Origin of the sequence: Mycobacterium sp. AMU20-3851, from assembly GCF_043974665.1 — a bacterium.
Classification (GTDB): domain Bacteria; phylum Actinomycetota; class Actinomycetes; order Mycobacteriales; family Mycobacteriaceae; genus Mycobacterium.
Window position 1 is genome coordinate 3,220,659 of the sequence record NZ_CP146371.1, and the last position, 24,380, is coordinate 3,245,038.

The 24,380-nt window shown below is 69.4% G+C and carries 21 protein-coding genes; 1 reads left to right on the forward strand and 20 read right to left on the reverse strand.

The genetic code is table 11. The features are described from left to right. Positions 1-72: 72 nt before the first annotated feature. From V4U86_RS15330 to V4U86_RS15425, 20 genes are all read right to left on the reverse strand, one after another. Complete coding sequence (locus V4U86_RS15330) at positions 73-1,389, reverse strand: replication-associated recombination protein A (RefSeq protein ID WP_395312063.1); 1,317 nt, start codon at positions 1,387-1,389, stop codon at positions 73-75. Positions 1,390-1,467: 78 nt separating this feature from the next. Next, positions 1,468-2,304, reverse strand: a complete 837-nt coding sequence (locus tag V4U86_RS15335; RefSeq protein ID WP_395306828.1) for a DUF3097 domain-containing protein — start codon at positions 2,302-2,304, stop codon at positions 1,468-1,470. A 52-nt stretch (positions 2,305-2,356) separates the two neighbouring features. After that, the gene (locus V4U86_RS15340; protein ID WP_395306829.1) at positions 2,357-3,544 is read right to left on the reverse strand and encodes an alpha-D-ribose 1-methylphosphonate 5-triphosphate diphosphatase; all 1,188 of its coding nucleotides are present in this window, start codon (positions 3,542-3,544) and stop codon (positions 2,357-2,359) included. Then, the gene (locus tag V4U86_RS15345; RefSeq protein ID WP_395306830.1) at positions 3,529-4,188 is read right to left on the reverse strand and encodes an ATP-binding cassette domain-containing protein; all 660 of its coding nucleotides are present in this window, start codon (positions 4,186-4,188) and stop codon (positions 3,529-3,531) included. Before V4U86_RS15345 ends, V4U86_RS15340 begins: the two co-directional genes overlap by 16 nt. Next, positions 4,185-5,051, reverse strand: a complete 867-nt coding sequence (locus V4U86_RS15350) for an ATP-binding cassette domain-containing protein (protein ID WP_395306831.1) — start codon at positions 5,049-5,051, stop codon at positions 4,185-4,187. The genes V4U86_RS15345 and V4U86_RS15350 overlap by 4 nt, the downstream gene beginning before the upstream one ends. Further along, on the reverse strand, positions 5,048-5,932 hold the full coding sequence (locus tag V4U86_RS15355; RefSeq protein ID WP_395306832.1) for an alpha-D-ribose 1-methylphosphonate 5-phosphate C-P-lyase PhnJ: 885 nt from the start codon (positions 5,930-5,932) through the stop codon (positions 5,048-5,050). The genes V4U86_RS15350 and V4U86_RS15355 overlap by 4 nt, the downstream gene beginning before the upstream one ends. Further along, a complete protein-coding gene (locus V4U86_RS15360) occupies positions 5,929-6,936 on the reverse strand; it encodes a carbon-phosphorus lyase complex subunit PhnI (protein ID WP_395306833.1) in 1,008 nt (335 codons plus the stop codon). Before V4U86_RS15360 ends, V4U86_RS15355 begins: the two co-directional genes overlap by 4 nt. After that, positions 6,936-7,499, reverse strand: coding sequence for a phosphonate C-P lyase system protein PhnH (locus V4U86_RS15365; protein WP_395306834.1), 564 nt, complete (start codon positions 7,497-7,499; stop codon positions 6,936-6,938). Before V4U86_RS15365 ends, V4U86_RS15360 begins: the two co-directional genes overlap by 1 nt. Then, a complete protein-coding gene (locus V4U86_RS15370; protein WP_395306835.1) occupies positions 7,496-7,912 on the reverse strand; it encodes a phosphonate C-P lyase system protein PhnG in 417 nt (138 codons plus the stop codon). The genes V4U86_RS15365 and V4U86_RS15370 overlap by 4 nt, the downstream gene beginning before the upstream one ends. Continuing rightward, complete coding sequence (locus tag V4U86_RS15375; protein ID WP_395306836.1) at positions 7,909-8,652, reverse strand: GntR family transcriptional regulator; 744 nt, start codon at positions 8,650-8,652, stop codon at positions 7,909-7,911. Before V4U86_RS15375 ends, V4U86_RS15370 begins: the two co-directional genes overlap by 4 nt. Continuing rightward, entirely contained in the window at positions 8,649-9,473 is an 825-nt protein-coding gene (phnE, locus tag V4U86_RS15380; RefSeq protein WP_395306837.1) for a phosphonate ABC transporter, permease protein PhnE, read from the reverse strand. Before phnE ends, V4U86_RS15375 begins: the two co-directional genes overlap by 4 nt. Further along, a complete protein-coding gene (phnC, locus tag V4U86_RS15385; protein WP_395306838.1) occupies positions 9,470-10,213 on the reverse strand; it encodes a phosphonate ABC transporter ATP-binding protein in 744 nt (247 codons plus the stop codon). Before phnC ends, phnE begins: the two co-directional genes overlap by 4 nt. 59 nt (positions 10,214-10,272) lie before the next feature. Then, complete coding sequence (locus V4U86_RS15390) at positions 10,273-11,121, reverse strand: PhnD/SsuA/transferrin family substrate-binding protein (protein WP_395306839.1); 849 nt, start codon at positions 11,119-11,121, stop codon at positions 10,273-10,275. Between the two features lie 135 nt (positions 11,122-11,256). Further along, the gene (locus V4U86_RS15395) at positions 11,257-12,951 is read right to left on the reverse strand and encodes a metallophosphoesterase family protein (RefSeq protein ID WP_395306840.1); all 1,695 of its coding nucleotides are present in this window, start codon (positions 12,949-12,951) and stop codon (positions 11,257-11,259) included. 58 nt (positions 12,952-13,009) lie between these two features. Beyond that, positions 13,010-14,035, reverse strand: a complete 1,026-nt coding sequence (locus V4U86_RS15400; protein WP_395306841.1) for a zinc-binding metallopeptidase family protein — start codon at positions 14,033-14,035, stop codon at positions 13,010-13,012. 80 nt (positions 14,036-14,115) lie between these two features. Then, positions 14,116-15,003 (reverse strand): transglutaminase family protein, encoded by an 888-nt coding sequence (locus V4U86_RS15405; RefSeq protein WP_395306842.1) that lies wholly within the window; start codon positions 15,001-15,003, stop codon positions 14,116-14,118. Continuing rightward, positions 15,000-17,654: a circularly permuted type 2 ATP-grasp protein gene (locus tag V4U86_RS15410; RefSeq protein WP_395306843.1), complete on the reverse strand. Its 2,655-nt coding sequence runs from the start codon at positions 17,652-17,654 to the stop codon at positions 15,000-15,002. Before V4U86_RS15410 ends, V4U86_RS15405 begins: the two co-directional genes overlap by 4 nt. Continuing rightward, positions 17,654-21,001 (reverse strand): DUF2126 domain-containing protein, encoded by a 3,348-nt coding sequence (locus V4U86_RS15415; RefSeq protein WP_395312064.1) that lies wholly within the window; start codon positions 20,999-21,001, stop codon positions 17,654-17,656. The genes V4U86_RS15410 and V4U86_RS15415 overlap by 1 nt, the downstream gene beginning before the upstream one ends. A gap of 57 nt (positions 21,002-21,058) precedes the next feature. Next, positions 21,059-22,402 (reverse strand): hypothetical protein, encoded by a 1,344-nt coding sequence (locus tag V4U86_RS15420; RefSeq protein WP_395306844.1) that lies wholly within the window; start codon positions 22,400-22,402, stop codon positions 21,059-21,061. Positions 22,403-22,600: 198 nt separating this feature from the next. After that, positions 22,601-23,098: a winged helix-turn-helix transcriptional regulator gene (locus V4U86_RS15425; protein WP_395306845.1), complete on the reverse strand. Its 498-nt coding sequence runs from the start codon at positions 23,096-23,098 to the stop codon at positions 22,601-22,603. 95 nt (positions 23,099-23,193) lie between these two features. On the opposite strand from V4U86_RS15425, the gene V4U86_RS15430 reads away from it, so the two are divergent. Continuing rightward, on the forward strand, positions 23,194-24,378 hold the full coding sequence (locus tag V4U86_RS15430; RefSeq protein WP_395306846.1) for a thiolase family protein: 1,185 nt from the start codon (positions 23,194-23,196) through the stop codon (positions 24,376-24,378). The last annotated feature ends 2 nt before the right edge of the window (positions 24,379-24,380 follow it).

The following is a 24,380-nucleotide window of genomic DNA, read 5'->3' on the forward strand; positions in this document are numbered from 1 at the left end:
TGTGCAACCAATTGGTTGATTACGACGGTAGCCGCCGGCGCCTCCGAGGTCAAGACCTGACCCGCGAGCGGGCTAACGCCCCCTGCGGATGATGGCCCGCAACTTCTGCAGGCGCGTCGAGATCTCCCGCTCGGCGCCGTACCCGGTCGGGTGGTAATAATCCACCCCGACCAGCTCGTCGGGTGGATACTGTTGGGACGCAACGCCACCCGGCGCGTCGTGGGCGTACTTGTAGCCCACCGCATTGCCCAGCTTCTGGGCGCCCGCGTAATGCCCGTCGCGCAGATGCGGGGGTACCAGCCCGGCCTTGCCCGCCCGGATGTCTGCCATGGCCGCGCCCAGCCCGGTGGTCACGGCGTTCGACTTCGGCGCCGTCGCCAGGTGCACGGTCGCGTGCGCCAACGTCAGCTGAGCCTCCGGCATGCCGATCAGCTGCACGGTCTGCGCGGCGGCGACCGCGGTCGGGAGCGCCATCGGATCCGCCATCCCGATGTCCTCGCTGGCCAGGATCATCAGCCGGCGCGCGATGAATCGCGGGTCCTCCCCCGCCGACAGCATCCGGGCCAGGTAGTGCAGCGCGGCGTCCACGTCCGACCCGCGCACCGACTTGATGAACGCGCTCACCACGTCGTAGTGCTGGTCACCGTCCCGGTCGTAACGGACCGCCGCCTGATCCAGGGACTGCTCCACCACCTCGACGGTGACGGTGCCACCCGCGCCCCCGGCCGTCTCGGCGGCCACTTCGAGCGCGGTGAGGGCGCGGCGGGCATCGCCGGCGGACAGTTTCACCAACAGATCGAGCGCGTCCTCGGCGATGTGCACCTTGCCGCCCAGGCCGCGCACATCGGTGGCCGCACGCTGCAGGACGACGCGTACCTCGTCGGGCCCCAGCGGTTGCAGCTGCAGGATCAGTGACCGGCTGAGCAGCGGCGCGACCACCGAGAAGGACGGATTCTCGGTGGTGGCCGCAACCAGCAACACCACCCGGTTCTCCACCGCCGCGAGCAGGGCGTCCTGCTGGGTCTTGGAGAACCGGTGCACCTCGTCGATGAACAACACCGTCTGCTGGCCACGGATGGCGGCGTGCCGCGCCTCCTCGATGACGGCCCGCACTTCCTTGACCCCGGCGCTCAGCGCGGACAGCGCCTCGAAGCGCCGGCCGGTCGCCCCCGAGATCAGCGACGCGAGCGTGGTCTTCCCGGTGCCCGGCGGGCCGTAGAGGATGACGCTGGCCGCGCCGGACCCTTCCACGAGACGGCGCAGCGGCGAGCCGGGCTTGAGCAGATGCTGCTGCCCGACCACGTCGTCGAGGGTCGCCGGGCGCATCCGGACGGCCAGCGGACTGGCTGCCGCGGGTAACGGGTCACCGGGAGCTTGCTCACCCGGCATATCGAATAGGCTGTCTGCCACACCTCAACGCTAGTTGCTTGCCGGGGCCGTGTTCGATCAGGCCGGGGCCGTGTTCGATCAGGCCGGGGCCGTCACGAAGTCGATCAGTTCCTCGACCCGCCCGATCAGCGCAGGCTCCAGGTCGGTCCAGTCCCGCACCCGGCCGCGGATCCGCTGCCACGCGCCTGCGATATCGGCCTGGCTGGCATGCGGCCAGCCCAGCGCCTCGCAGATCCCGTGCTTCCACTCGACGTTGCGCGGGATCACCGGCCATTCCGTCATCCCCAGCCGGGCGGGCTTGACCGCCTGCCATATGTCGACGAACGGGTGCCCGACCACCAGGGTGTGCTCCCCGCCGGGGCCGCGTCGCACCGCCTCGGCGATCCGGGACTCCTTGGATCCGGCCACCAGATGGTCGACCAGCACCCCGAGCCGGCGGCCGGGCCCGGGCTGGAAGTCGGCGACGATCGCACTCAGATCGTCCACGCCGCCCAGGTATTCGACGACGACACCCTCGATCCGCAGATCCGCACCCCAGACCTGTTCGACGAGTTCGGCGTCGTGGCGGCCCTCGACGTAGATGCGGCTGGCCAGTGCGACGCGGGCCTTGGCGCCGGGCACCGCCACCGACCCCGAGGCGGTGCGCACAGGCGCCTTGGGCGCCGCCTTCGGCACGGTCAGGATCACCGGTTTGCCCTCCACCAGGAACCCCGGCCCCAGCGGGAAGGACCGCACCCGGCGGTTGCGGTCCTCCAGCTCGACCCGGCCGTTCCCGATGCGCACCACGGCGCCGACGAAACCGCTCGTCGGGTCCTCGACCACCAGCCCCTTGTCGGCGGGATGCTCGACGGAGCGAACGCCCTTCGGGGTGTGCGGATTACGGGACAGGATGTCGGAGCCGTAGCGATCAGTCACCCGCCGATACTAGAAACCGGCACGTCCCGTCGGCGGATACGACATGCCCGGGTCACGGCACCGAGACCGTGTTGTTAACCGATTCCCGGGTGAAGACCAACTGTCCGTCACGCCACAGTGCGGTCCCCACGTGCGCAATCTGTTCTGCCGATCCGGGCGCGAACTGCCGGACCCGGCGCAGCGAAGCCGTCAGCGGCCGACCCACCTCGATGGTCACCGGTGCCAAGCCCAGCACCGCTGCCGGATTGGTCGACACCAGGTCGACGCCCACGCCCAGCGGCACACCGTGATCGCGGGCCAGCACATGAGGCGCGGAGTGCAGCGCCGAAGGGAGATAGTCCGAACAGAGCACGTCACACGCGCCGGCCGCGATGGCGTCGGCGGCCAGCACATTGCCCGCGGAGGTCGACCGGCCGCGCAACGCGTTCGGTGCCCCCAGCACCACCTTCATCCCCAGTGCGTGGGCACGCTGGGCCGCGGCCAGGGTGAGCGGGAACTCGGCGACCGTCGCCCCCAGCGCGAAGGCCTCCTCGATGTGAGCCTCGGTGCGGTCGTCATGGGTGGCCAGCACGACGCCGTGGCCGTGCGCCAGGCCCGCCACCTCGGCGCGGCGCTCGGCGGTCCGGCGCAACTGCTCGTCGTCGACGGTGAACATGGCAGCCACCTCCGCCTCCGACACCCCCCAGTCCTGGGCGTAGAACGCCTGCGTTTCGGCCATCGAGGAGAACCGGCTACGGTCCACCGACGTCTCCATCATCGAGATGAGCGCCACCCGCGAGGACTCCGCCAGGACATCCCGCAGCGCGTCCACCGCGCCGTCGTCGGTGAGCTCCACCCGGGCGTGCAGCCGCCAATCGCAACTCAGCAGTGGTGCAAGGTCCTCCAGCACCGCGGCCAGCACCGCGGCATCGTCGATCGCGATTCCCTTGCGCGGCGAGTCCTCACAGCGTGCTGCGACGCACACCGTGCCCAAACCGGCTGCCGCGCACTCCGCGTCGAGCACCGAGATCACCGCGGCATGGTCCAGCGCCACGGTCGCTCGCGGGCGCCTGCGCTGTTGAAGATTGTCCAGGTGCAGATCAACCCCGGCGGGCACCAGATAGCGGTCGCCGGCCGCGGCAGCATGCGCTTCGATGCCTTCGACAACGCCGTGGGCGTCGATGGTCACCACCGCATCCGGGATGGCGTCGCGACCACCGCCGGGAATGACGGTGACGCCTTCGATCACGTTGTCTGCCATGTGATTACTCCTTCTCGCAAGTCACCGACCGCGGATGCGATCGACCTGAGTGAGCTGTCCGCGGCGCCGGTCGCCACAACCGCGGCGCCTCCCGTGGCCAGTTGTTGCAGCCAGCAGGCCAATTCCGGTGCCGACGCATACCTTTCGGGTTCGTCGAGCACCACGAACGGCCGGTCGGCCAGCAGGGTGGCCGCCAACGCGACGGTGTGCCGCTGGGAATCACGTAACCGCCCCAGCGGGATGTGGGCCAGGGATTCCGCGCCCAGCCGGCCGAGCCCGGCCACCGCTGCGCCGTGGGTGCTCGACGCGGCCCGGGCCACGGCAGCCCCGGCGGTCAAGGTGGGCGCCGCGGCCAGCGCGCCGTCGAAGGCCGCCAGCTGACGGGCCCGCAACCAGGCCAGCGTGCGGGGGCCGACCGCGGTGAGGTCGACGCTGCCACGGCTACCCAGGCCCAGACTGATGCTCCCGTCGTCCGGCCGGTACACGCCACTGAGACAGCGGGCCAGCGTGGTACGCCCGGAACCGGGCGACCCGACGACGAGGGTCAGATGCCCGCCGGCGGCCCTCATCTCGGTTCGGTGCAGAACGGACGGTCCGCCGCCGAACCGCTTGGACAGGCCGGTCACGCTGATGGCGGGAGTCATGTCAACCTCGAGGACACAAGGAGTTGCGTGTAGGGATGGCGCGGATCTTCGAGCACCTGCTCGGTGATGCCGTGTTCGACGATCCGGCCGTGGTGCAGGACCACCACCCGCGAGGCCAGTATCCGCACCGCGGCCAGGTCATGGGACACGACGACGGTCGCCGACGCCAGGGAGCCGGTGACGCGAGCCAGCACCTCGAGCAGGTCGGCCTGCACCGACGGGTCGAGCCCGGTTGTCGGTTCGTCCAGCAACAGCAATCGGGGCGGGTCGACCAGCGCGCGGGCCAGTTGCACCCGCTGTTGCATCCCACCGGAGAAGGTCCGCAGCGGATCGTTGTGCCGCTCCGGGCGGATCCCCAGTTCCCTCAGTAATTCGCCTGCCCGGCAATGGATGTCACCGAAGTTACGTTGCCCGCCGCCGAGCAGCCGTTCGGCCACGTTGGACGCCGCGCCCAGCCGCGGGTACAGACCGGCGGCCAGCGCGTTCTGGTGCACCATCACCACGGTGGACCGCTTCACCTCCGCGGGCCGCTCGGACCCGAACAGTTCTCCGTGCCCGTCGATCACCATCGAGCCGGCCTCGGGCTCCAGATCCAGGTGCAGACACCGCATCATGGTCGTCTTGCCGGACCCGGACTCGCCGACCACGCCGAGCACCTCGTGTGGGCCGACTTCGAAGGACGCATCGTGCACGGCGACAACGGTTCCGCATTCGGGACAACGGTTGGTGCCGGCGTCCTCCCCGGTCAGCTGCACGCAGTTGGGGCAGCCCGGGCCGAACCGGTGTGACAACCCGGAGACGGTAAGCACCGGCGGCGGCGGGTACAACCCTGCCGACGGAGCGGTCAGGAAGTCGGCGGTCATCGGCCCTTCTCCGGCTCGGCCCGGCCGGCGCACGCGTCGACGTCGCTGCAACACCAGACCAGCGTCGCGGCGGGACCATCGGTGGGTACCCGATAGGAAGCGGTGCTGCCGCAGCGGGCGCACGGCTGCGCGGCCACCTCGGCCTCGAGCGGGACGTCGTCGAAGGACAACGGTTGCACCGAGGTATAGGGCGGCAGTGCGGTCAGCCGGGCTCGCCGACCCGCGCCCATCAGGATCGGATGCGGACGGCGATCCAGGCGCAGTACGTCATGGCGCGGTATCGGACTGGGACTCATCAGCCGGGTACCGTCGACCAGCACCGGGTGGTCGGCCCCGGTGCGCGGCCCGCCGAGCCGGGCCTGCGCGTCGTAGAGATCCAGCCAGGCCGGGGTGTAATCGCGTTGGGCGTGGCAGTCCAGCGCGGTCAGCTCGTCGGGCACCACCCGACGCAGCGGCTCCGGATGCGGGACCTGCAGAACCAGCGTCTGGTCAGGGCGCAGCTCGGCCTCCGGGATGCGGTGTCGGCTCTGGATGATGGTCGCTGCCGCGGTGTCCGTGGTCTGCGCGCACCGGGCCGAGGCGCTGATCAGCTTGCGCATGCCGACGGCGTTGACCGACATGTCGTCACCCTGGTCGATCACCTTGACGGTGTCGGCGGGGCCGACCAGTGACAGGGTCACCTGCAGGCCCCCACTGCCCCAGCCACGGGCCACCGGCATCTCCCGCGAGGCGAACGGCACCTGCCAGCCGGGTATCGCCAGCGCTTTCAGAATCGCCCGTCGCACATTGCGTTTGGTGTCCTCGTCCAGATAGGCATAGGCCTCCCGCTGACCGTGTGCGGCGGCCAGCGCGGCCACCGTGACCGGCGTGTCGGGCGTCATGGCTGCTCCTTGCCTGCGGCTTGAGAGAGGTATGCGGTGAATCCGGCGTAGTGCGGCAGTCTGAGGTGCTCGACGAAGCCGTTGGTGGCGGGCCCGTCGGTGGCCGCGATGACCGTCTGTTCGTCGAGGGTCAGTGGTTCAGCCAGGTCGCCGTCGGCCAGCATGGCGGCATCCAGCAACGCCAGCGCCACCGCGCGCCGTTCTACGGTGCCCAGCGTCGCACCCCAGCCCAAGGCGAGACCCGGCCGCCCGTCGACCTCGGCGTCGAGCACCACCTCCACCTCGGTGATCGGCACCTCGGCAACCTCGATCGGAATACCGCTGCGCGGGTGCGGGATTCGAACCGAGGCCATCGCGACGCTGAGCTCTACCAGAACGGCCTCCTGCCGGCGGCCCAGAATCAGCGCAGCCAGCGAGACGAGCGCGCCCGTCTCGCCGCGGGCGAGGATGGCCAGCCTGTTCGCCCGGCTGTGTGGTGCCACCAGCACTGCAGCGGCCGGGTCGTCGCCGGCACCGTCGGCCGGCGGGGTTGCCGTGGGCACGCCACGGATCAGGTCGCGCACCCGGGGAACCTCCGAGCGCCTGGGCGCCGGCTCGGCCGGCGCTGCGTGCGCGGTGTCGGCCCGGCCGCCGGTTTCCGGCTGTTCATCCCAAACAAGTTGCCGTGGAATCAGTTCCGGGGCGAACCCGAGCCACTGGCCGCCGGGCACCTGGGGGTAGGCCGAGGACAACCGCCGGGTCAGCACGGCGTCCTGCGGTCGCACCGGCAATGCCTCTACGTGCGGCTGGGTCGCCGCCCAGACCCGCAAGATCGATACCGCGTGCGCCGGGTCCCCGAGTGCCTGATCCAGTGCTCGTCGCGCGGCCGCGGGTTCCCACAGTCCTGCTTCGGCACAGATCTGTTCCTCCAGGAGGGCGGTGCTGACATCGGTGCCGCGCCGCACCGGACGGGCGATCGTGCGGGCTGCCTCCAGGGCGTCGCTCTCGTGCATGCTGGCGTACATCAGCCCACCCCGTGGACAGTGACGCTGCGGGGCATCCCGATCAAGCACTCCGGGGTGGCGATCAACACGTCCACGCCGGTCGGCTGTGCCGCGTTGGCGGCGGCGAAGGCGTGTAGCGCCAGCGCGTCGAGCGGAAGGTAAACCGTTGTCCGCTGCCGCAATCCCGGGCCCGAAAGTGTTATCGGTCGGGCTTCGGCCGAGGTGGCGACGACCACCGTCGCACCCGTCTCCGGGGTCCGCCGGGTACCGCGGCGAGCCTGCGTGATCGCGGTCGCGGCCGGACCGTGCACCAGCACCCAGTCTGCGATGTCCGCCCCCGCCGGGTCGGCGCCGGTCGACTCCGACACGATGCCGGCCAACCGGAGCGCGGCCTCGCCGCCACCGGCGCCGAGCGTCAGCCCGCGGTCGAGCAGGGCGAGCAGCACAGCACCCGCGCGCGCCAGTTCCGGGTGATCGGACAGCCCCTGGACGGCAGGCGACTCGATCGGTGTGCCCGGTGCGCAGAATGCCTGCATGCAGGCCAGGAACGCGGCCCGACTGTCGTGCACCGTATCCCATTTCATGATTGGTCCATTCGCGTCGTGTGCACCACCGCGGCGCGTTCGCGGGCGCGTTCCGCCTGCGCACGTACGCTCACCCGGCACAAGTCGTCCACCCGTGCGGCCAGGCTGCCGCACCGTTCCGATTCGGCATCACAGATGGCCGCCGCCACCGCACCGGCCGGGTCGTAGCCGGCCCGCACGCCGTCGCCACGCACCCCGCCGACTTCGACGGTGCAGCGGGTGAGCGCCACATGTCCCAGCACCGTCGTGGTGTCCTCGGCGCCGGGTACCGGCACCCGGACGGGCGCGCTGACCGCTTCCGGCCCGGCCAGCACCTGCACCGCCGCACCGGTTGCCAGGATCTGGTCGGCGAGCCGTTCCACCGCATCTGCGGCGGCGGCGGCCAGCGCCTCCAGTCGGGCTTCGGCGCTCATGTCAGGTCCACCGTGAACTGCACATGGTCACCGCGGAACCGGTGTGCCACCGCCGCGACGGGGCGGCCGTCTTGATCGACGTTGAGGCCACGCATCTCTAGGATCGCCGCCCCCACCCGCAGTCGGAGATGCTCGGCCTCGGCCGGATCTGCCAGGCCGGCGGCGAACGTGCGCGACGCGCGATGCATGCGGACCCCGTGGTTGTTCAGCAGGTGGTCGAACAGTGAGGTGTCCCCCGCCCACTGCCGAGGCAGGTCCCCGAAACGTTCCAGCGGAATGGTGGTCACCGACACCGTCCACGGTTCGTCGTCGACGAAGCGCAGGGTCCTACAGACAAAGAGTGGACCGCGGGTATCCAGCTCGGCGGAATTCTGCGAGCTGTCGACGGTTTCGGTGGACAGCACCGTGACCGCGACCCGGTGTCCGAGTTCGCGCATGGTGCGGGTGAGGCTGGCATCGCGGCCGGCCGACATGTCGTAACGCATCTTCGGTGTGGCCACGAAGGATCCCTTGCCGCGCACGGTGTCGATCAGTCCGCGCTGGCTGAGTTCATCGAGCGCCCGGCGTACGGTGAGCCGGTTGACCTCGAACTCCTGGGAGAGTTCGGCCTCGCTCGGCAGTTTGTCGCCGGGCTTGGCCTGTTCGGTCAGCCGGCTCGCGAGCAGATCGCTGAGCTGGCGGTACAGCGGCCGGCCCGCATACCGGTTGATGGTGTGGCCACTCACGGTCGTCCGGCTCATCGCTGCGCACCGCCCAGTACCCGGCGCCGTATCGCCGATGACACCCGCTCGAAGAGCACCACCACCACCAGGATGGCCAGGATGATGGTCGCCGCCTCGTCGTAGCGCAGCAATGTCATCGAGGTGGCCAGTTCGATGCCGATTCCCCCGGCGCCGACCAACCCGAGGACCACCGAGGACCGGGCCGAGGATTCCAGCGCGAACATCGACGTGGTCACGAACGACGGTGTGCACGCGGGGAACACACCACCGACGAGGACTCCCGATCGGGATGCTCCAAGCGCCCGCAGCCCTTCGATCCGTCCGGGGTCGATGTCCTCGATGCTCTCGGCGAAGAACCGGCCGCAGAACCCCATCACGTCGACCGCGATGGCGAGTACACCGGCTTCGGGCCCCAGCCCCACCGCAATCACGAAGATCAGGCCCCACACCAGATCGGGAATGGTCCGGCTGACGGTGATGACGGCGCGGCTCAACGTGTAGAGGATCCGGTGCGGAGTGATGTTTCGCGCAGCCAGCACGGCCAGCGGCAGGCTGAGGAGCACCCCGATGATGGTGCCCAGCAGGGCCATCTCGACGGTGACCAACAGGGCTTTGAGGATGGGGCCGAGCCGGTGGGTATCCGGGGGCACGGCCTCGGACAGGAAGTCGCCCAGTCGGAACACGCCCTCGGCCAACGAGTCCGGGTGTACCGCCGCACCCTGGGTCCAACCGTGCGCCAACAGCGAGCCCACCACCAGCACGACGACCAGGGTGATCCAGCTGGGGCGGCGCAACCGGGGCGGCGAACCCGCGAGCTCGGTGCCCATCGTGGACTTCACGACACCCCACCGGCGAAGACGGTCGTCAGTTGCGCCGCATCGCAGTCGGTGGACGCCTGGTCGAAAGCCACTGCCCCGTCCCGCAATCCGATCACGCGATCGGCGTAGCGCAGTGCCAGGTCGAGCTGATGCAGTGCCATCACGACGGTGACATCACGTTCGGCGGCTATCGAGCACATCAGGTCCATCACGGTGGTGGCCGAGACCGGGTCCAGGCTGGCCACCGGCTCGTCGGCGAAGATCACCGACGGGCGTTGCATCATCATCCTGGCAATGGCCACGCGTTGCTGTTGCCCGCCCGAGAGGGTGTCCACCCGCCTGGTGGCGAATGCCGCCAGACCGACTCGGTCCAGATTGGCCATCGCCTCGCTGCGCACGGTGGCCGGGCTGGTGAGCGGCCAGGCGCATCGCGTTCCGTGCCGGCCCATGGCGCCGTGAACGACGTTGTGGAACACCGTCAACCGAGGGATCAGATGAAACCGCTGGAATACGAATCCCACGTCGCGCCGGATCCGGCGCAGGTTACGCCGGGAGGCGGAGGTCACCTCGGTGCCGTTGATCGTCACGGTGCCCGACGTTGGTTCGACCAGCCGGACCAGGCAGCGCAACAGCGTCGACTTGCCTGCCCCATTCGTACCGATGAGTGCCACCTTCTCGCCGGGGCGGATGTGCAACGTCACCCCGTCCAGCGCACGGGATCCGTTGCGCGCGTATTGCACCCGTAGTTCGTCAACCGACACTGCCGCGGGGGTTCCGGCTATCGGCCGGCCCGGTCGGGCGAGCCGGGTGGGGGTTGCCATCACTGGCCCAGGAACTGGGAGAAGTCGTTGACACCGACGGCCTCGTACATCGAACGGACCCGGTCGTAGTCTCGATCGGTGACGTCGACCAGCTTGGCGTTGGCGAACTTGGCGTTGTCCTTGCCCTCCAGCATCGCGGCGAGCAGCAGGTCGAAGTGCTCCCGGAAGGTGGTCTGAATGGTGCCGACGGTGTCGGGATCCAGGCCTTCCCGGCCGACCAGCAGGTCCGGCGGCAGGATGGCACCCTCTTCCAGCAATCGATAGGCTGCCGGGTCGTCGGCGGCCATGAACTCCTCGTAGTCGTGGCAGCCGATCCCTACCGCAGCGACGTCGCCGCGCTTGAGTGCCTCGTGCACGGCATCGCCCACGGTGAGCACCTCGACCTCGGTTGCGGGATCGACGCCGGCATCCTTGAGCATCTGAGAGGGCCCGAGATGGCCACTGGTGGAACCGATGTCGGACATCGCGATCTTCTCGCCGCGTAACTGGTCGAGCCCGGTGACACCGCTGTCGGCGGTGGCGTAGATACAGGACCGGTAACCGTCGCGTTCGATGGCCACGATAGGCTCTGCGCCGGTGCGTTCGTGGATCACCACGTACTCGGCCGGGCCGGTGAAGACGACATCGAGCCGGTCGGCGGCCAGCGCAGCGGCGGCCGCGGTGCGGTCGGTGACCGCGAAGAACTCCACGTTCAGTCCGGAATTCTCTTCGAACGCGGTCTCGAAGGCCCCGTACTCCCGCTGCAACTCCTCCAGCCCCTGCAGGTCGGTAACCGCCAACCGGATCGTGCCGGCCTTGCTCTCGTCGGATGACTGGTCACTGCAGCCGGCCAGCACGGCGGCGGACAATAACGCGACTGCACCCGTGACAATCTTGCGTCCGGACATCGGATTTCCCATCTCTCGGCCTCATGGCGGTTGGTGTCTACATGTCTAGACAGCCATTGCGAACTGCGGGTGAACGACGCTCGACGGGTGGCTGCGCTAGAGGGTGAACTCGTCGAAACGCACTGCGCCGGATCCGGTGTCGGACATGTCGACATACCAACTGGTGAGCGTTCCGGTACCGGTGTGCAAGGCCTGAAAGACGACGAGGTTGCCGTCGGCGATATAGGGCAAAGGTCTCCCGGCGCCGTCCCGCCTCGGCGCAACGGTCGGCACGACGGGCTGGAGCCCTCCCGGGTCACCCTGCGGCACAGCACTATCGGCCGACCAGGGCAGCGGTGGAACCGGTCTGCTGCGACCTGTCAGCCGATGAAACGCCCCGAAGCTGTTCCCCGTGTTGGATGCCTCGAGGTAGTTGACGCCGGCCGCGGATACGAACCGGTTCCACAGGTGACTGTGTCCGCTGTACACCAGGTTGACGCCGGCTTCCTCCATCAGCGGTACCACGTCCCGGCACAGGATGTCTGCCGAGGCCGGGTAGTCGTAGCGGATTCCGGCCGGCTCACCGGCAGCGTTGTGTTCGGCGGTGGGAACCGGGTGCGCGAAGCGCGGCACCACGTTCTCCCCGAGACCGTGCGGCCCCTCGTGCAGCATCACCACCCGGTACCGGGCGGCGGTGGATTCCGCTGAACGCAACTCACGCCGGAGCCATTCGTACTGCGGAGAGCCCGCGCCAAGGTCCTCGAAGAGGAACGCACCGTATCCCCGGCTCAGCGGGTCGGGGTTCCCATGGGACTCCTGGTAGCGGGACTTCACCCGCGCGGCCGGTTCCGGGTCGGCGTTCCAGCCCCGCCAAACTCGGGTGGCGAACAGGACGATGAGCCGCACTCCGCCGACCGTGACCGCGTAGAAGGGATCCGGCCCGGGCAACGCGAAGATCTCCTGAAAGGTGGCGATCGAGAACGAGTTGTCTTCGACCCATTGGGCTTTCCCGGCCGGGTCACCGGCGTAGACGGCCTCGGCCACCGCACGTGGGACCGCGTTCTCGAACGACGATGCCAGTGCGGCGTGCCCGTCGCGCCGGCCCTGGACCTCATGATTGCCGACGGCCGCGTAGAGCACCGCATGCTGCAGGATCTGACCGCCGCGGTACACCCTGCCGTCCGAACCGGTCCCCGTCCCGCGCCCCTGCATCGCCGGGAAGAACGCCGCTCCCCGGGCATCGTCGAACCATTCCGAGGCCCGATCGGGGATGTTGACCATGTCACCGGCCAGGAAGACCGCATCGGGGCGGCCGAGGTGCTCGGTGATGGTCCGGGCGGCGAACTCCAGGTTCGCGGGCGTGTTCACCGTGAGCTGGTGATCGGAGGTCAGCATGATGACCGCGGACTCTTCCGGTCCGAGTGCCCCGGGCAACGTGAACGTGTCAGACACCGTGAGTTCGTCTCCCCGGATGCTGACCACCCGGTATGGCGTGCGGCCGGCGGGTGCCGCCACCTCGCCATGGTGGCGGTAGACGTCACGGGCAACGATGCCCGACACCGGTCGACGATCCCCGGGCAGCCGTGAATCGGCGTCCTCGGCCACCCGGGACAGCTGAACGGTCCCGGCGTCCACCACCGTGACGCCGGGTGACCCGTACGCCGCCACGGTGCGCCGCACATCGGCCTCCGACAACACCTCGACCGGATCGCCGGTCAGGACCAGATGACGGTCGCCGCGGAATTCGGTGAACCAGGCCACCTGGATGGTGTCCTGGTGAGGTCGCTGGAGGAACGGATCGGTGAGCAGCACGGCGCCACTGTGTGGCACCGAAGTAGCCGGCGGGACAACGCCGGGTTACTCCCCGGGTTCAGCTGGTGACCTCTTCGATCACGGTGTGCACGAAACGCATCTTCTCCAGCACCGCCGCGGGCAGCACGAACGGATACAGGTCGGGATGCCCCATCGACCGGTTGACCATGTTCAGCGACCAGGCCAGCGGCAGCCACAGATCGATGATGGTGTCGAATCCGCTGGGCCCCAGTACCGGCCGGTCGAAGGTGGCGCCCGCAGGGGCGAAGCCGAAGGCTGCCGCGGTGTCCAGGGTGTCGCGAATGTGCAGATAGTGAGCGAAGGTCTCGGCCCAGTCCTCGGCCGGATGCATGGTGGCATAGGACGATACGAAGGTGCGCTCCCACCCCGCCGGTGCACCCTCGCTGTAGTGCCGGTCCAGCGCCGCCTGATAGTCGAGGTCCGGGTCCCCGAACAGGTCGTTGAACTGCTGCAGGTAGGCCGGCGACCCGCTGACCAGCCGGTAGAAGTAGTAGTGCCCGATCTCGTGCCGGAAATGCCCGAGCAGCGTGCGGTAGGGCTCGTCCATGGCCACCCGCAGCTGCTCGCGGTGCACATCGTCACCCTCGGCGAGATCGAGGGTGATGACACCGTTGGCGTGCCCGGTGAACACCTTCTCCTGCTCGCTGCTGAGCAGGTCGAAGGCCAACCCGAACTCCGGGTCCTCATCGCGGCCGACGATCGGCAACTTGAGCTCGTGCAGTTCGGCGATCATCCGGCGTTTGGCCCGCTCCGCGGTGGCGAACGCCGCGAGTGCTCGGACGTCCGCATCGTTGGGGCGGGTCCGGGTCAGCGCGCAGGACTGGCACAGTTTGACGACCGGCCCCTTCTCCACCAACCAGTTGCACTCTGCCAGATGCAGATTCGCACACAGGCGGTACTTGCTCTCGTCGACCGCGCCGGCGTGCTCGCTCTCCTCTTCCGGGGCGATCACCAACAACGCCATATCGTCGAGCGAGAACCCCAATCTGGCTCCGCACGACAGGCACTTCGAATTCTCGAACGCCAATCGCTGGCCGCAATTGGGGCAATTGAAATCCCGCATGCCCGCCCCTCCCCGGAGCGCGGCCGGTCCGCGCCCGCTAGAACGTGCCCCGTCGAGCCCGCCCGTAAACCGGTACTACCTCAACGCGGCGCCACATCGACCGAGACTTCGATCACGCTACGCTCCGATTCGGTATAGATGATGCCGCGCAGCGGCGGGACGTCGGCGTAATCCCGTCCGAAACCGACCACCACATAGCGTTCGTCGACCATCTGGTCGTTGGTCGGGTCCAGGCCCAGCCACTGATTCTGCGGGGTCCACACCGAGGCCCAGGCGTGGGTGGCATCCACCCCGACCATCCGCTCCCGGCCCGGGGGCGGATCGGTGGCCAGATAACCCGACACATAGCTGGCCGCCAGGCCGTTGGCCCGCAGGCAGGCGATCGCCAGCCGGGCGAAGTCCTGGCAGACACCCTCACGGGCGGCCAGTACCTCGGCCACCCGGGTGGACACCGTCGTCGACCCGGAGCGGTAGGTGAAATCGGTGTAGATGCGGGAGTTCAGATCACGCAGCACCTCGATCAGCGGCCGGCCCGGGGTGAAACTCGGTGCGGCATAGGCACGTACCTCGTCGGTGATCTCCGCGGACACCAGGTCCAGGGTGAACTCGCAGGCCAGCGCGCCGTCCGGGCCGACCGGCCGGGCGATCTCCCAGGGGGCGCGGGCCGAGCCGCCGCTGTACAGGTCCGGTGCGGGCGGATCCACCTCGACGATGGAGTGGCTGGTCACCGACAGCACCCGGTGCGGTTCGGTGACATGGAAGTAGGAGCTGAGGTTTCCGAACACGTCACCGCTGGTGGTGCTGTCCGCGGTGTCCGGCTCGATGACCAGTTCGTGGGACAGGCAGCGCTGTCCGCCGGTGTCCCGCGGGGTCAAAAACCCCCGGCCGTAGGAACTGGTGACATCGTCGGAATACCGGTAGGTGGTGCGGTGGGTGATCTCGTAGCTTCGTGTTCCGGGCAGGGTCACGGCAGTTGCCTCCGCTCATCCGGACCCCACAGCGGCTGGATGCCGGTCGGCAGTGAGAGATGCGCTGCGACGATCCGGTTCGACAGCTCGCGCAACTCCGTGTGCAGACCGTCGAGCAGGTCCACGAGTTCGGCCCGGGTGCCGTCGGCCGCGACGGTCTCCAGGTCATCGGGGTCGGCCCGGCGCAGTGTCGCGGCGATCTCGTCGGCCAGCCGTTCCGGCCGGGAGGTGCCCGAGGCGGAGGGCAGCCGTTTGAGCCCGGCGCGCAACCGGTCGAACTGGAACACCAGCGATCTCGGGTTCTCACTGTCGAAGAGCACCAGGTCGGCCACCGCCGACACGCTGATCCTGCCCAGCGTCCGGCGCCGGTAGATCACCGACGATTCACAGGCCACCAGCATCGAATCGATGACGGCCTGTTCGGCGGCCGGCGGCCGCACGGCGGCCAGCGTGGCGCGCAGCAACGCGGTCAGGCCGAGCCCGCGTTCGATGCGCTTGCCGATGTCCATCATGGTCCAGCCGATGTCCTGCACCATCGACTCGGCGGCCATCCCCGACAGCGCCAGCATGCCGGCCAGGGTCTGGGTGTGCGCGGTCAACAGGTAGGCGTCCGCGGCCGCATGCGTATCGGGGGGTGAGCCGGCCTTGTTCAGCGACACCGCGCGCTCCACCGCGGCCAGCACCATCCAGGTGTCGTTGGACATCTGGTCGCGCACACCCCGGGCCGCCTGCCCCAACCGTTCGACCGACTGGGCCAGCGACCCGGGGCGGCGCCGGTCGGCGGTCAGCGACCACAACGTGCTGGGCGCCACCGCGATCGCCTCATGATCGTCATCGGCTGCGGCGGTGTCGGTTCCGGTGAGGGCTCCGAGGGCGCCGAGCAGCACCGGCACGCACTGGCTCTCCGCCGTGTGCTGGCGATAGCGGTATTCGTGGTACCGCTCACGGGTGACGGTGAGCAGCCGCGCCGTCTGCTCGGCGCGTTCGGCGTACCGGCCCAGCCAGAACAGATCCGACAGCACCCGCGGCGAGGTGACCGACCGGGTCGGGCTCGGCGTCATGACCGGCAGGTCCACCGCCGGGCTGGGCACCGCCCTGGCCCGGTCCGGGGTACGGACCCAGACATCCTTGGCCGCAACGGTATCCATGGTGTAGGCGCTGATGCCAGGCGCCGGCAGGAAGCCCAGACCGCCGCTCATCGGTGCGTACCCGCCGCGCTGCGCGACGGTGAACAGGCGCATCCCGACCTCCGCGGCCGAGACCCCGCCGGGATGGTAATCCGTGGGCGCCGAGGAGAATTGCGGAGGCTCCTGGCCGATCCAGCGCCACGGTTCGGCCGCGATCCGGGCGGCCAGTTCGTCGCGTTGGGCCGCCGTCAACGCGGGCCCGACGATGGTGTCGCCACCGGTGGTCGGTTTGATCAGCAGCGCGGACAGGTGCGACAGCAGGTGCGAGCGTTCCACGTCGACGCCGCCCCAATAGGTCTGCGGGGAGGCGAGCATCGGGGTCTCACCCACCAGCATCTGCGCGAGTTGGGGCAGGAAGTGCAGCAGCCCAGGACTTTCCAGGATTCCGCTGCCCAGGGTGTTCACCACGGTGACCGCACCGCGGCGCATCACCTCGACCAGGCCGACCACCCCGAGCCGGGAGTCCGGCCGCAGATCCAGTGGGTCGACGTAACCGGCGTCCACCCGGCGCAGCACCACGTCGACGCGCTTGAGGGTGCCCAGCGAGCGCATCCACAGCCTGCCGTCACGCACCACCAGATCGGCGCTCTCCACCAGTGGGAAGCCGAGGACGTTCGCCAGATAGGCCTGGTCGAAGGCGGTCTCGGACTGGGTGCCCGGGCTGAGCACCACCACCATCGGTTCGGCCGCGGACTCGGGTGCGGCGTCGATGAGCGCCAGCCGCAACGCCTGCGCCCACGGGGATGCCGGGCGCGGAGCGATCCGCTCGTACATGTCGGAGGCGGCGTGCGCGATGACCCGGCGGCCGGCCAGCGCATAGCCGGCGCCCGACGGTGCCTGCGTCCAGTCCGCATTGACGACGAAGGCCCCGGCGGCGTTCCTGCTCACATCGCAGCCGTGCAGGAACAGCTGGTGCCGGCCGGGCACCTGGATACCGTGTGCGGCCCGCACATAGGCCGGGTGGGCGAACAGCAGCTGCGGGGGCAACACGCCGCTGGTGATCGACCTGCGTTCCCCGTAGAGATCGGTCAGCACCGCGTCCAGCAGCCGGGACCGCTGCACCAACCCGGCTTCCAGGGTGTCCCAGTCGGTGGTCGAGATCAGCAGCGGCAGCGCGTCGAGGCGCCAGGGTTCGGCCACCGCATCGTCACTCGGTGAGTTCTGGTCGACCCGCACGTAGGTGATGCCGCCATCGTCGACCAGGTCGCGCACCGTGGTGCGCAGTCGGTCCAGTCCGCCGCGGCCCCGTTCGGCGATGCACTCGGCAAGTTCCTGCCATCCCGGCCGGATGTCCCCGGCGGCATCGATGAACTCGTCGTATCCGGAGTCGAGCGTGCCGCGGACGTCGAACAGTGGTTGCTGGGCACGCCGGGCCCGGTATGCGGTGAGCACGTCGGACGTGCGCGCCGCAGCGCCCGAGGTCCCGGTGCCGGGCTCAGGTGTGGAGTGCGTACGAAGGACCATCAACGCAGAACGGTACGCACCCGGCGTAGGTCCAGGATGCCCGGCGCACCGGTATCGGTGTACTGCCGCGCCTGCTTCTCCCGGAGATCGGACATATCCACACGTCCCGGGGTGAATCCGGTGGCCTCGAACCGGCGGCCACGACGCGACTCGGCCTCGACCGCATTGACCGGCGGGGTGTCGTAGGACCGGCCGCCGGGATGGGCCACGTGATATGTGCACCCTCCGCGCGACACACCGGTCGAGGTGTCGATGAGTTCGAACCGCAGCGGCCCGTCGACCGTGATCGTGGGGTGCAGCGCGCTCGGCGGCTGCCAGGCCCGGTACCGGACTCCGCCGACCTGGACGTCCTCCTTGTCGGTGGCCAGCAACGGGATCGGGTGTCCGTTGACGGTGACGACGTGGCGCTGACGGTCAGCGCCCACGAGGCGCACCTGGACCCTTTCCACCGAGGAATCGACGTACCGCGCGGTGCCGCTGCCGGTGGATTCCTCCCCGAGCACATTCCATGGCTCGATGGCCCCGCGCAGTTCGATCTCGACACCGTCGAACACGGCGGTGCCGATGCGTGGGAACCGGAACTCGGTGAACGGATCCAGCCAGCTGGTCTCGAACGGTATCCCGTGCGCCCGCAGATCCGCGGCCACATCGGCGATGTCCTGAATCAGGAAGTGCGGCAGCAGGTATCGGCCGTGCAGGTTGGCGCCGTGCCGTATCAACGGGGCACGCAGCGGACGGTCCCAGAACCAGCAGATCAGCGCGCGCACCAGCAGTGACTGCACCATCGCCATCTGATGATGCGGAGGCATCTCGAATCCGCGCAGTTCCAGCAGGCCGAGCCGGCCGGTGGGACTGTCCGGGCTGTAGAGCTTGTCGATGCAGAACTCGGCGCGGTGGGTGTTGCCGGTGATGTCGGTGAGCAGGTGGCGCAGGGCCCGGTCGGTGACCCACGGAGCGACGCTTGCGGAGCGACCATCCAGACCTGCGGGTGGGGCGTCCTCCTCCGACAGCCGCGCGATCTCGGCGAACGCGATCTCCAACTCGTACAACGACTCCGCACGGCCCTCGTCCACCCGCGGCGCCTGCGACGTGGTGCCGATGAACCGGCCGGCGAACAGATAGGACAGCGCCGGGTGACGCTGCCAGTAGGTCAACATGGACACCAGGAGATCCGGGCGCCGCAGCAGCGGCGAATCCGCCGGTGTCACACCGCCCAGGGTGATGTGGTTGCCGCCGCCGGTACCGCTGTGCGTGCCGTCCACGTCGAACGACTCGGTGGACAGCCGGGCCAGCCGCGCCTCCTCGTAGAGCGCCTCCAGTTGAGCCTTCTGCTCACCGAAACTCGCTGTGGGCGCGACGTTCACCTCGATGACACCGGGATCGGGGGTGACGCTCATCGAGGTGATACGGGCATCGCGCGGGGGCCCGTAGCCCTCGATGACCACCGGCACCTCGATCGCGGCGGCAGCCCGTTCGAGACGTGACACCAGGTCGACGAAGTGCTCCAGATCGGTGGTGGGTGGCAGGTACACGTGGAGCAGCCCGGCGCGCACCTCGGCCACCAGCGCCGTGGTGGGTGTGGCCTCCCCCTTCTCGACCACGGCCTGCTCGGCCTCGGCCGGCCCGGGCCCCAACTCGGCCCGGGGTGCGGTCGGGTCGGCCTCGACCTCCGGGCGGGGTGGGGTCCAGCTGATCGAATCCAGCGGGAGCCGCAGGCCCGCCGGGGAATCACCGGGCAACAACACGATTCGGCCGCGCCGCATCCTCCAGTCCGCACTGGCCCAGCCGCTGTCGTCCGCACGCCGGTGCAGCGGCAGTACGTGGGCCGCCGGTTCGGCGACGGAGGCGTCCAGCCGGTCGAGCAGGCGGGCGCGCCGGACCGGATCATCCTCGGCCAGGTCGTCGTCCGGGTCGACCGGTTCCCCGGCCGGGCGTCGCACCGCGGCGGCCAGCCGGGCCAGCGGGTCCTCGTAGGCCGGGCGCACCTGGGTGCGGGGCAGTCCCATCCCGTCGGCGATCGCGGCGAGCAGGTCGGCTCCCGCGCCGGCGGGTACGGCGGCGGGCCCGGTTTCCGCCCACGGATCGGCCAGCAGCGCCGGATCGTTCCACAGCGGTTTGCCGTCGGTACGCCAGTGCAGCCCGATCTGCCAGCGCGGCAACGGTTCTCCCGGATACCACTTGCCCTGACTGCGCTGCACCAGGCCGGTCGGCGCCCACCGCGCGCGGAGTCGCTCGGCCAGCGCGGAGGCGCGCTCGCGTTTGTGCGGACCGTCGGCCGCGGTGGTCCATTCCGGATCGGTCTGGTTGTCGATCGAGACGAAGGTGGGTTCCCCGCCCACCGTCAGGCGCACATCGGCCGCCGCGAGCCGCTGGTCGATCTGCTCGCCGAGCGCGGTGATCGCCGTCCATGCCTGGCCGGTGTAGGGCAGCGTGACCCGCGGGTCCTCGTGGATGCGGGTGACGATGTTGCTGAAGTCCAGCGTGGACTCGCAGGGGCCGGTGGCGCCGGTGATGGGCGCCGCGGAGGTCGGGTGCGGCGTGGCCGACAACGGGATGTGCCCTTCCCCGGCGAACAGCGCCGACGTCGGGTCCATCCCGATCCAGCCGGCACCAGGGATGTACACCTCGGTCCAGGCGTGCAGGTCGGTGAAATCAGCCGCCGGGCCGGACGGACCGTCGAGCGCGGGGATGTCGGAGGTCAGCTGGACCAGATAGCCGGAGACGAATCGGGCGGCCAGCCCGAGCCGGCGCAGGATGGAGACGAGCAGCCAGGCCGAGTCCCGGCATGACCCGACACCGGTGCGCAGCGTGTAATCCGGTGTCTGCACACCGGGTTCCATCCGCACGCTGTACCCGACATCGGCCCGTACCGCGGCGTTGAGCTTGACCAGGAAGTCGATGGTGGGGGTGCCCTCGGCGATGTGGAAGTCGCGCACCCATTCGGTGACCAGCGGGCCCGGGCCGGATCCGGGGCCGTCCTCGTCGACCGGTCGCAGGAACGGCTCGAGATCGGCGAGCAGGGCCGCCGGGTAGCTGAACGGGAAGGTCTCCGCCCATTCCTCGATGAAGAAGTCGAACGGGTTGATCACCTTCAGGTCGGCGATCAGCCCGACGGTGATCGACACACTGCGTGCGCGGTTCGGGAACACCAGGCGCGCCACGAAGTTACCGAAGGCATCCTGTTGCCAGTTGACGAAATGCTCGGACGGCTCGACGTGCAGCGCGTAGGCCTCGATCGGGGTTCGCGAATGCGGGGCCGGACGCAACCGTACGACGTGCGGGTGCACGTCGACCAGCCGGTCGAAGGTGTAGGTGGTGCGGTGCTCCAGCGCCACTTTGATGCCCATAGCGTCCGATCCCATCACAGGTCGCTTCCGGCCGCATCGCGCACGACTCGGCGGGCACTACTCCAGCACGGCGGTGAGTTCGAAATCGTAGAAAGCTTCCTTGACCGATTGCATCAGCGCCTCTTTGGTATTCGGCGCGCCGGGCTCCCAGGAGGCGACGGAGATGCAGACGGCGCCACCGACGGAACCGGCGGCCAGCAGCATGCGGCCACCCATCCGCTCCAGGTCTCCGGCGGTGAGTCCGGGCTCCGGGGAGGTGGCGAAGAAGAGGTCCGCGGGTGTGCCGTCGGGGCGGTTCACCTGATCGGGCAGTGCACCGGAGTTGGACGAGCCGATCGGCTTGCCGACCTTGAGAACCAGTTTCTCCAGGCGGCGCAGCAGGAATTTCGGTGTGTACGGCGCCAGCGGCAATGGAGCCAGCAGCTGTTCCCGTTTGTCGGCGCACTCGATGAGCGCCGACTTGATGTCCGCCCGGATGGGGCTCAGATCGGTCGGCGCGGTGTGCCCGTCCGCCATGACCGTGATGGTGTTGAGCGCGTTGCCCCGGGTGTCGTCGGCGACCCGCTCGCTGACCGGCAGCGACAGCATCGCCTTGCCGTCGGCGTCGACCCTGCCGACGATGACGCCGATGCGGGCGGCGAGCCCGGCGAGCAGGGCATTGCTGGAGCCGCCGAGAGCTTTCGCCCGGGCGTCCCATTCGGCCTCGTCGACCCGCACCGCCACGGTGGGCAGGTTGACCGGTTGCTGCGGGTGCCGGACGGCCGAGGCGGGTGCGGCCGCCTTCGCCGACTCGGACAGATCCTCGGACTGCTCGCGCGCGATGCGGGCCGCGCCGATGACGGCGGCGGGAACCTCACCGAGTGCGCGCAGCGTGGTGCGGGCGTCCTCGCGCAGCGCCTGTCGACGGGTGCGCGATCCGCGGGCCGGATAGTTGAGGTTCCGGCTGGTGCCGTCGACGGCTCCGACGATGGATTCGATCAGGGCACCGGCATCGGCGACGGTGTGCGACACCACCAGGGTGACCACCGCGCCGCCCTCCACGAGGGGCTGCACCCCGATGTGCCACGGCGGCCCGAACTCGGGATCGACGGGCACGTTGGCGCGCTCGTCGACGAAGTCCCACATCTCGTCGCGGCGACGCTCGACGGCGGAGATGTCGATTCCGGTCGATTCACCGGAGCGCACCCAGTGGTGCCGGCCGAACGGGATGGCGGAGCGTTCGACGAGTCTGCCGAGCAGCCCGCCGGACAGGTTGCGGTGGAAGCGCCGCAGCCCCTCCATGTCGACACCACGCTCATAGATCCACACGTATTGGATCACCGGCCCGCGGCCCAGGGCACGCAGCCCCAGGTAGGAACCTTGGTCCATATAGGCCAGCGTGTTGTTGGCGGCGTCGCTCATAGATCGGGGGCCCTTTCGTGCCGCGATGACTCGGCCGGCGCGTACGGGCCCCCCTGCACGCAGTCGACTTTGCTACGGGTCTACTGAAATACGGCGGCCAGCATACCCGACAGCAGATTTTAACAGACTAGTCAATATCTTCGGGCGAAAAGCCCGCGGGTGCTCTGACCGTACCGTGGATGAGCCGTTCGCGGGCGGCTACCCCGACTCTCCCGCGGCCGCCCCGCCCCTGCCGACCAATCGCATGCCGAGCTCGTCGAGGGGTACGGAATGCCCTTCGGCACAGACGATTTCCACATGCGCGTCGGACCCGCAGGTCAGGTGGGTGAGCTTGAGGCGGCCGTTGTAGGGCAGGTGCCTGCGCCCCCATTCGAACATCGACCAGACCACCGGCATGAAGTCGACCCCCGCCTGGGTGAGCACATATTCGGACCGCTCCCGCTGCCCGGGCGCCCGGTACGGCCGTTTGGTCAGCAAACCCGAATCGACCAGTTCGGCCAGCCGCGCCGACGTCGCCGCCTTGGTCAGGCCCACCCGCCGGGCGAAGTCGTCGAACCGGGTGGTCCCGTAGTACGCCTCGCGCATGATGAGCATCGCCGATTTCTGGCCGACGACGGCCATCGTCTTCTCTATCGGGCACTCACCGATCGCCGACCACGCGTCCCGGTCGGCCAACGGGCCCTGCAGCACCGGCATCGGAATCCTTTCGACAGCTGGGTTGTTTTAGCTATACCCAGGTGCTATATCTGGGTACACAAGAGCATACTCAGCGGTGAGGTTCAGGAGACAAAATGTCAGGATTCTCGGATCGCGACGCGGTCATCGTCGGCGCCGTACGCACCCCGGTCGGCAAGGGCAAGCCCGGTGGCGGCCTGCACGACGTGTTACCCGCCGACCTGCTGGCGCACAGCCTCCGCGAGCTCGTCGCCCGCACCGGCGTCGACCCGGTGCAGGTCGACGACGTCATCGCCGGTGCCGTCACACAGGTCGGCGACCAGGCGGTGAACATCGCCCGCAACGCACTGCTGGGCGCCGGGTTCCCGGAATCGGTCCCCGGCACCACGGTGGACCGCCAGTGCGGCAGCAGCCAGCAGGCCATCAGCTTCGCCGCCCAGGGCGTGCTGGCCGGCGCCTACGACATCGTGATCGCCGCCGGCGTCGAGTCGATGTCGCGGGTGCCGATGGGCTCCTCGGTACTGCCCGGCAGCGACCCGTTCGGCCGCGACATGGCCGCCCGCTACTCCGAAGGCCTTGTCCCCCAGGGCATCAGCGCCGAACTGATCGCGGCCGAGTGGAAGCTGTCGCGGGCCCAACTCGACGAGTTCTCGGCGAGCAGCCACGAGAAGGCGGCCGCGGCCACCAAGGACGGCCTGTTCGACACCGAACTGGCCCCCATCGCCGGACTGAGCACCGACGAGATCATCCGGCCGGGCACCTCCGTCGACACCCTGGCCGGGCTGCGGCCGGCGTTCTACAACGAGGCCTATGCGGCACGGTTCCCGCAGATCGGCTGGGAGATCACCCCGGGCAACTCGTCGCCGTTGTCCGACGGCAGCGCCGCCGTGATGATCACCAGCGGCGAGACCGCGAACCGGCTGGGGTTGCGGCCGCTGGCGCGCATCCACACCACCACGGTGGTCGGATCCGATCCGCTATACATGCTGACCGGTGTCATCCCGGCCACCGAGAAGGTGCTGCGCAAAGCGGGGCTCCAACTGTCGGACATCGACCTGTTCGAGGTCAACGAGGCCTTCGCCCCGGTGGTGCTGAGTTGGGCGGCTGACACCGGAGCCGATCTTGCGAAGGTGAACGTGAACGGGGGCGCGATCGCGATCGGGCACCCGTTGGGCGCCAGCGGGGCCCGGATCATGACCACCCTGGTCAATGCGCTGCACCAGCGTGGTGCCCGGTACGGGCTGCAGACCATGTGTGAGGGCGGCGGCATGGCCAACGCCACCATCATCGAGCGGTTATAGCC

Bases quoted from the DNA above. Each gene is read 5' to 3' on its own strand.
- V4U86_RS15330 (WP_395312063.1), bottom strand. From the start codon at position 1,389: ATGCCGGGTGAGCAAGCTCCCGGTGACCCGTTACCCGCGGCAGCCAGT.
- V4U86_RS15340 (WP_395306829.1), bottom strand. From the start codon at position 3,544: ATGGCAGACAACGTGATCGAAGGCGTCACCGTCATTCCCGGCGGTGGT.
- V4U86_RS15345 (WP_395306830.1), bottom strand. From the start codon at position 4,188: ATGACTCCCGCCATCAGCGTGACCGGCCTGTCCAAGCGGTTCGGCGGC.
- V4U86_RS15350 (WP_395306831.1), bottom strand. From the start codon at position 5,051: ATGACCGCCGACTTCCTGACCGCTCCGTCGGCAGGGTTGTACCCGCCG.
- V4U86_RS15355 (WP_395306832.1), bottom strand. From the start codon at position 5,932: ATGACGCCCGACACGCCGGTCACGGTGGCCGCGCTGGCCGCCGCACAC.
- V4U86_RS15360 (WP_395306833.1), bottom strand. From the start codon at position 6,936: ATGTACGCCAGCATGCACGAGAGCGACGCCCTGGAGGCAGCCCGCACG.
- V4U86_RS15365 (WP_395306834.1), bottom strand. From the start codon at position 7,499: ATGAAATGGGATACGGTGCACGACAGTCGGGCCGCGTTCCTGGCCTGC.
- V4U86_RS15370 (WP_395306835.1), bottom strand. From the start codon at position 7,912: ATGAGCGCCGAAGCCCGACTGGAGGCGCTGGCCGCCGCCGCCGCAGAT.
- V4U86_RS15375 (WP_395306836.1), bottom strand. From the start codon at position 8,652: ATGAGCCGGACGACCGTGAGTGGCCACACCATCAACCGGTATGCGGGC.
- V4U86_RS15400 (WP_395306841.1), bottom strand. From the start codon at position 14,035: ATGCGGGATTTCAATTGCCCCAATTGCGGCCAGCGATTGGCGTTCGAG.
- V4U86_RS15410 (WP_395306843.1), bottom strand. From the start codon at position 17,654: ATGGTCCTTCGTACGCACTCCACACCTGAGCCCGGCACCGGGACCTCG.
- V4U86_RS15415 (WP_395312064.1), bottom strand. From the start codon at position 21,001: ATGGGCATCAAAGTGGCGCTGGAGCACCGCACCACCTACACCTTCGAC.
- V4U86_RS15420 (WP_395306844.1), bottom strand. From the start codon at position 22,402: ATGAGCGACGCCGCCAACAACACGCTGGCCTATATGGACCAAGGTTCC.
- V4U86_RS15425 (WP_395306845.1), bottom strand. From the start codon at position 23,098: ATGCCGGTGCTGCAGGGCCCGTTGGCCGACCGGGACGCGTGGTCGGCG.
- V4U86_RS15430 (WP_395306846.1), top strand. From the start codon at position 23,194: ATGTCAGGATTCTCGGATCGCGACGCGGTCATCGTCGGCGCCGTACGC.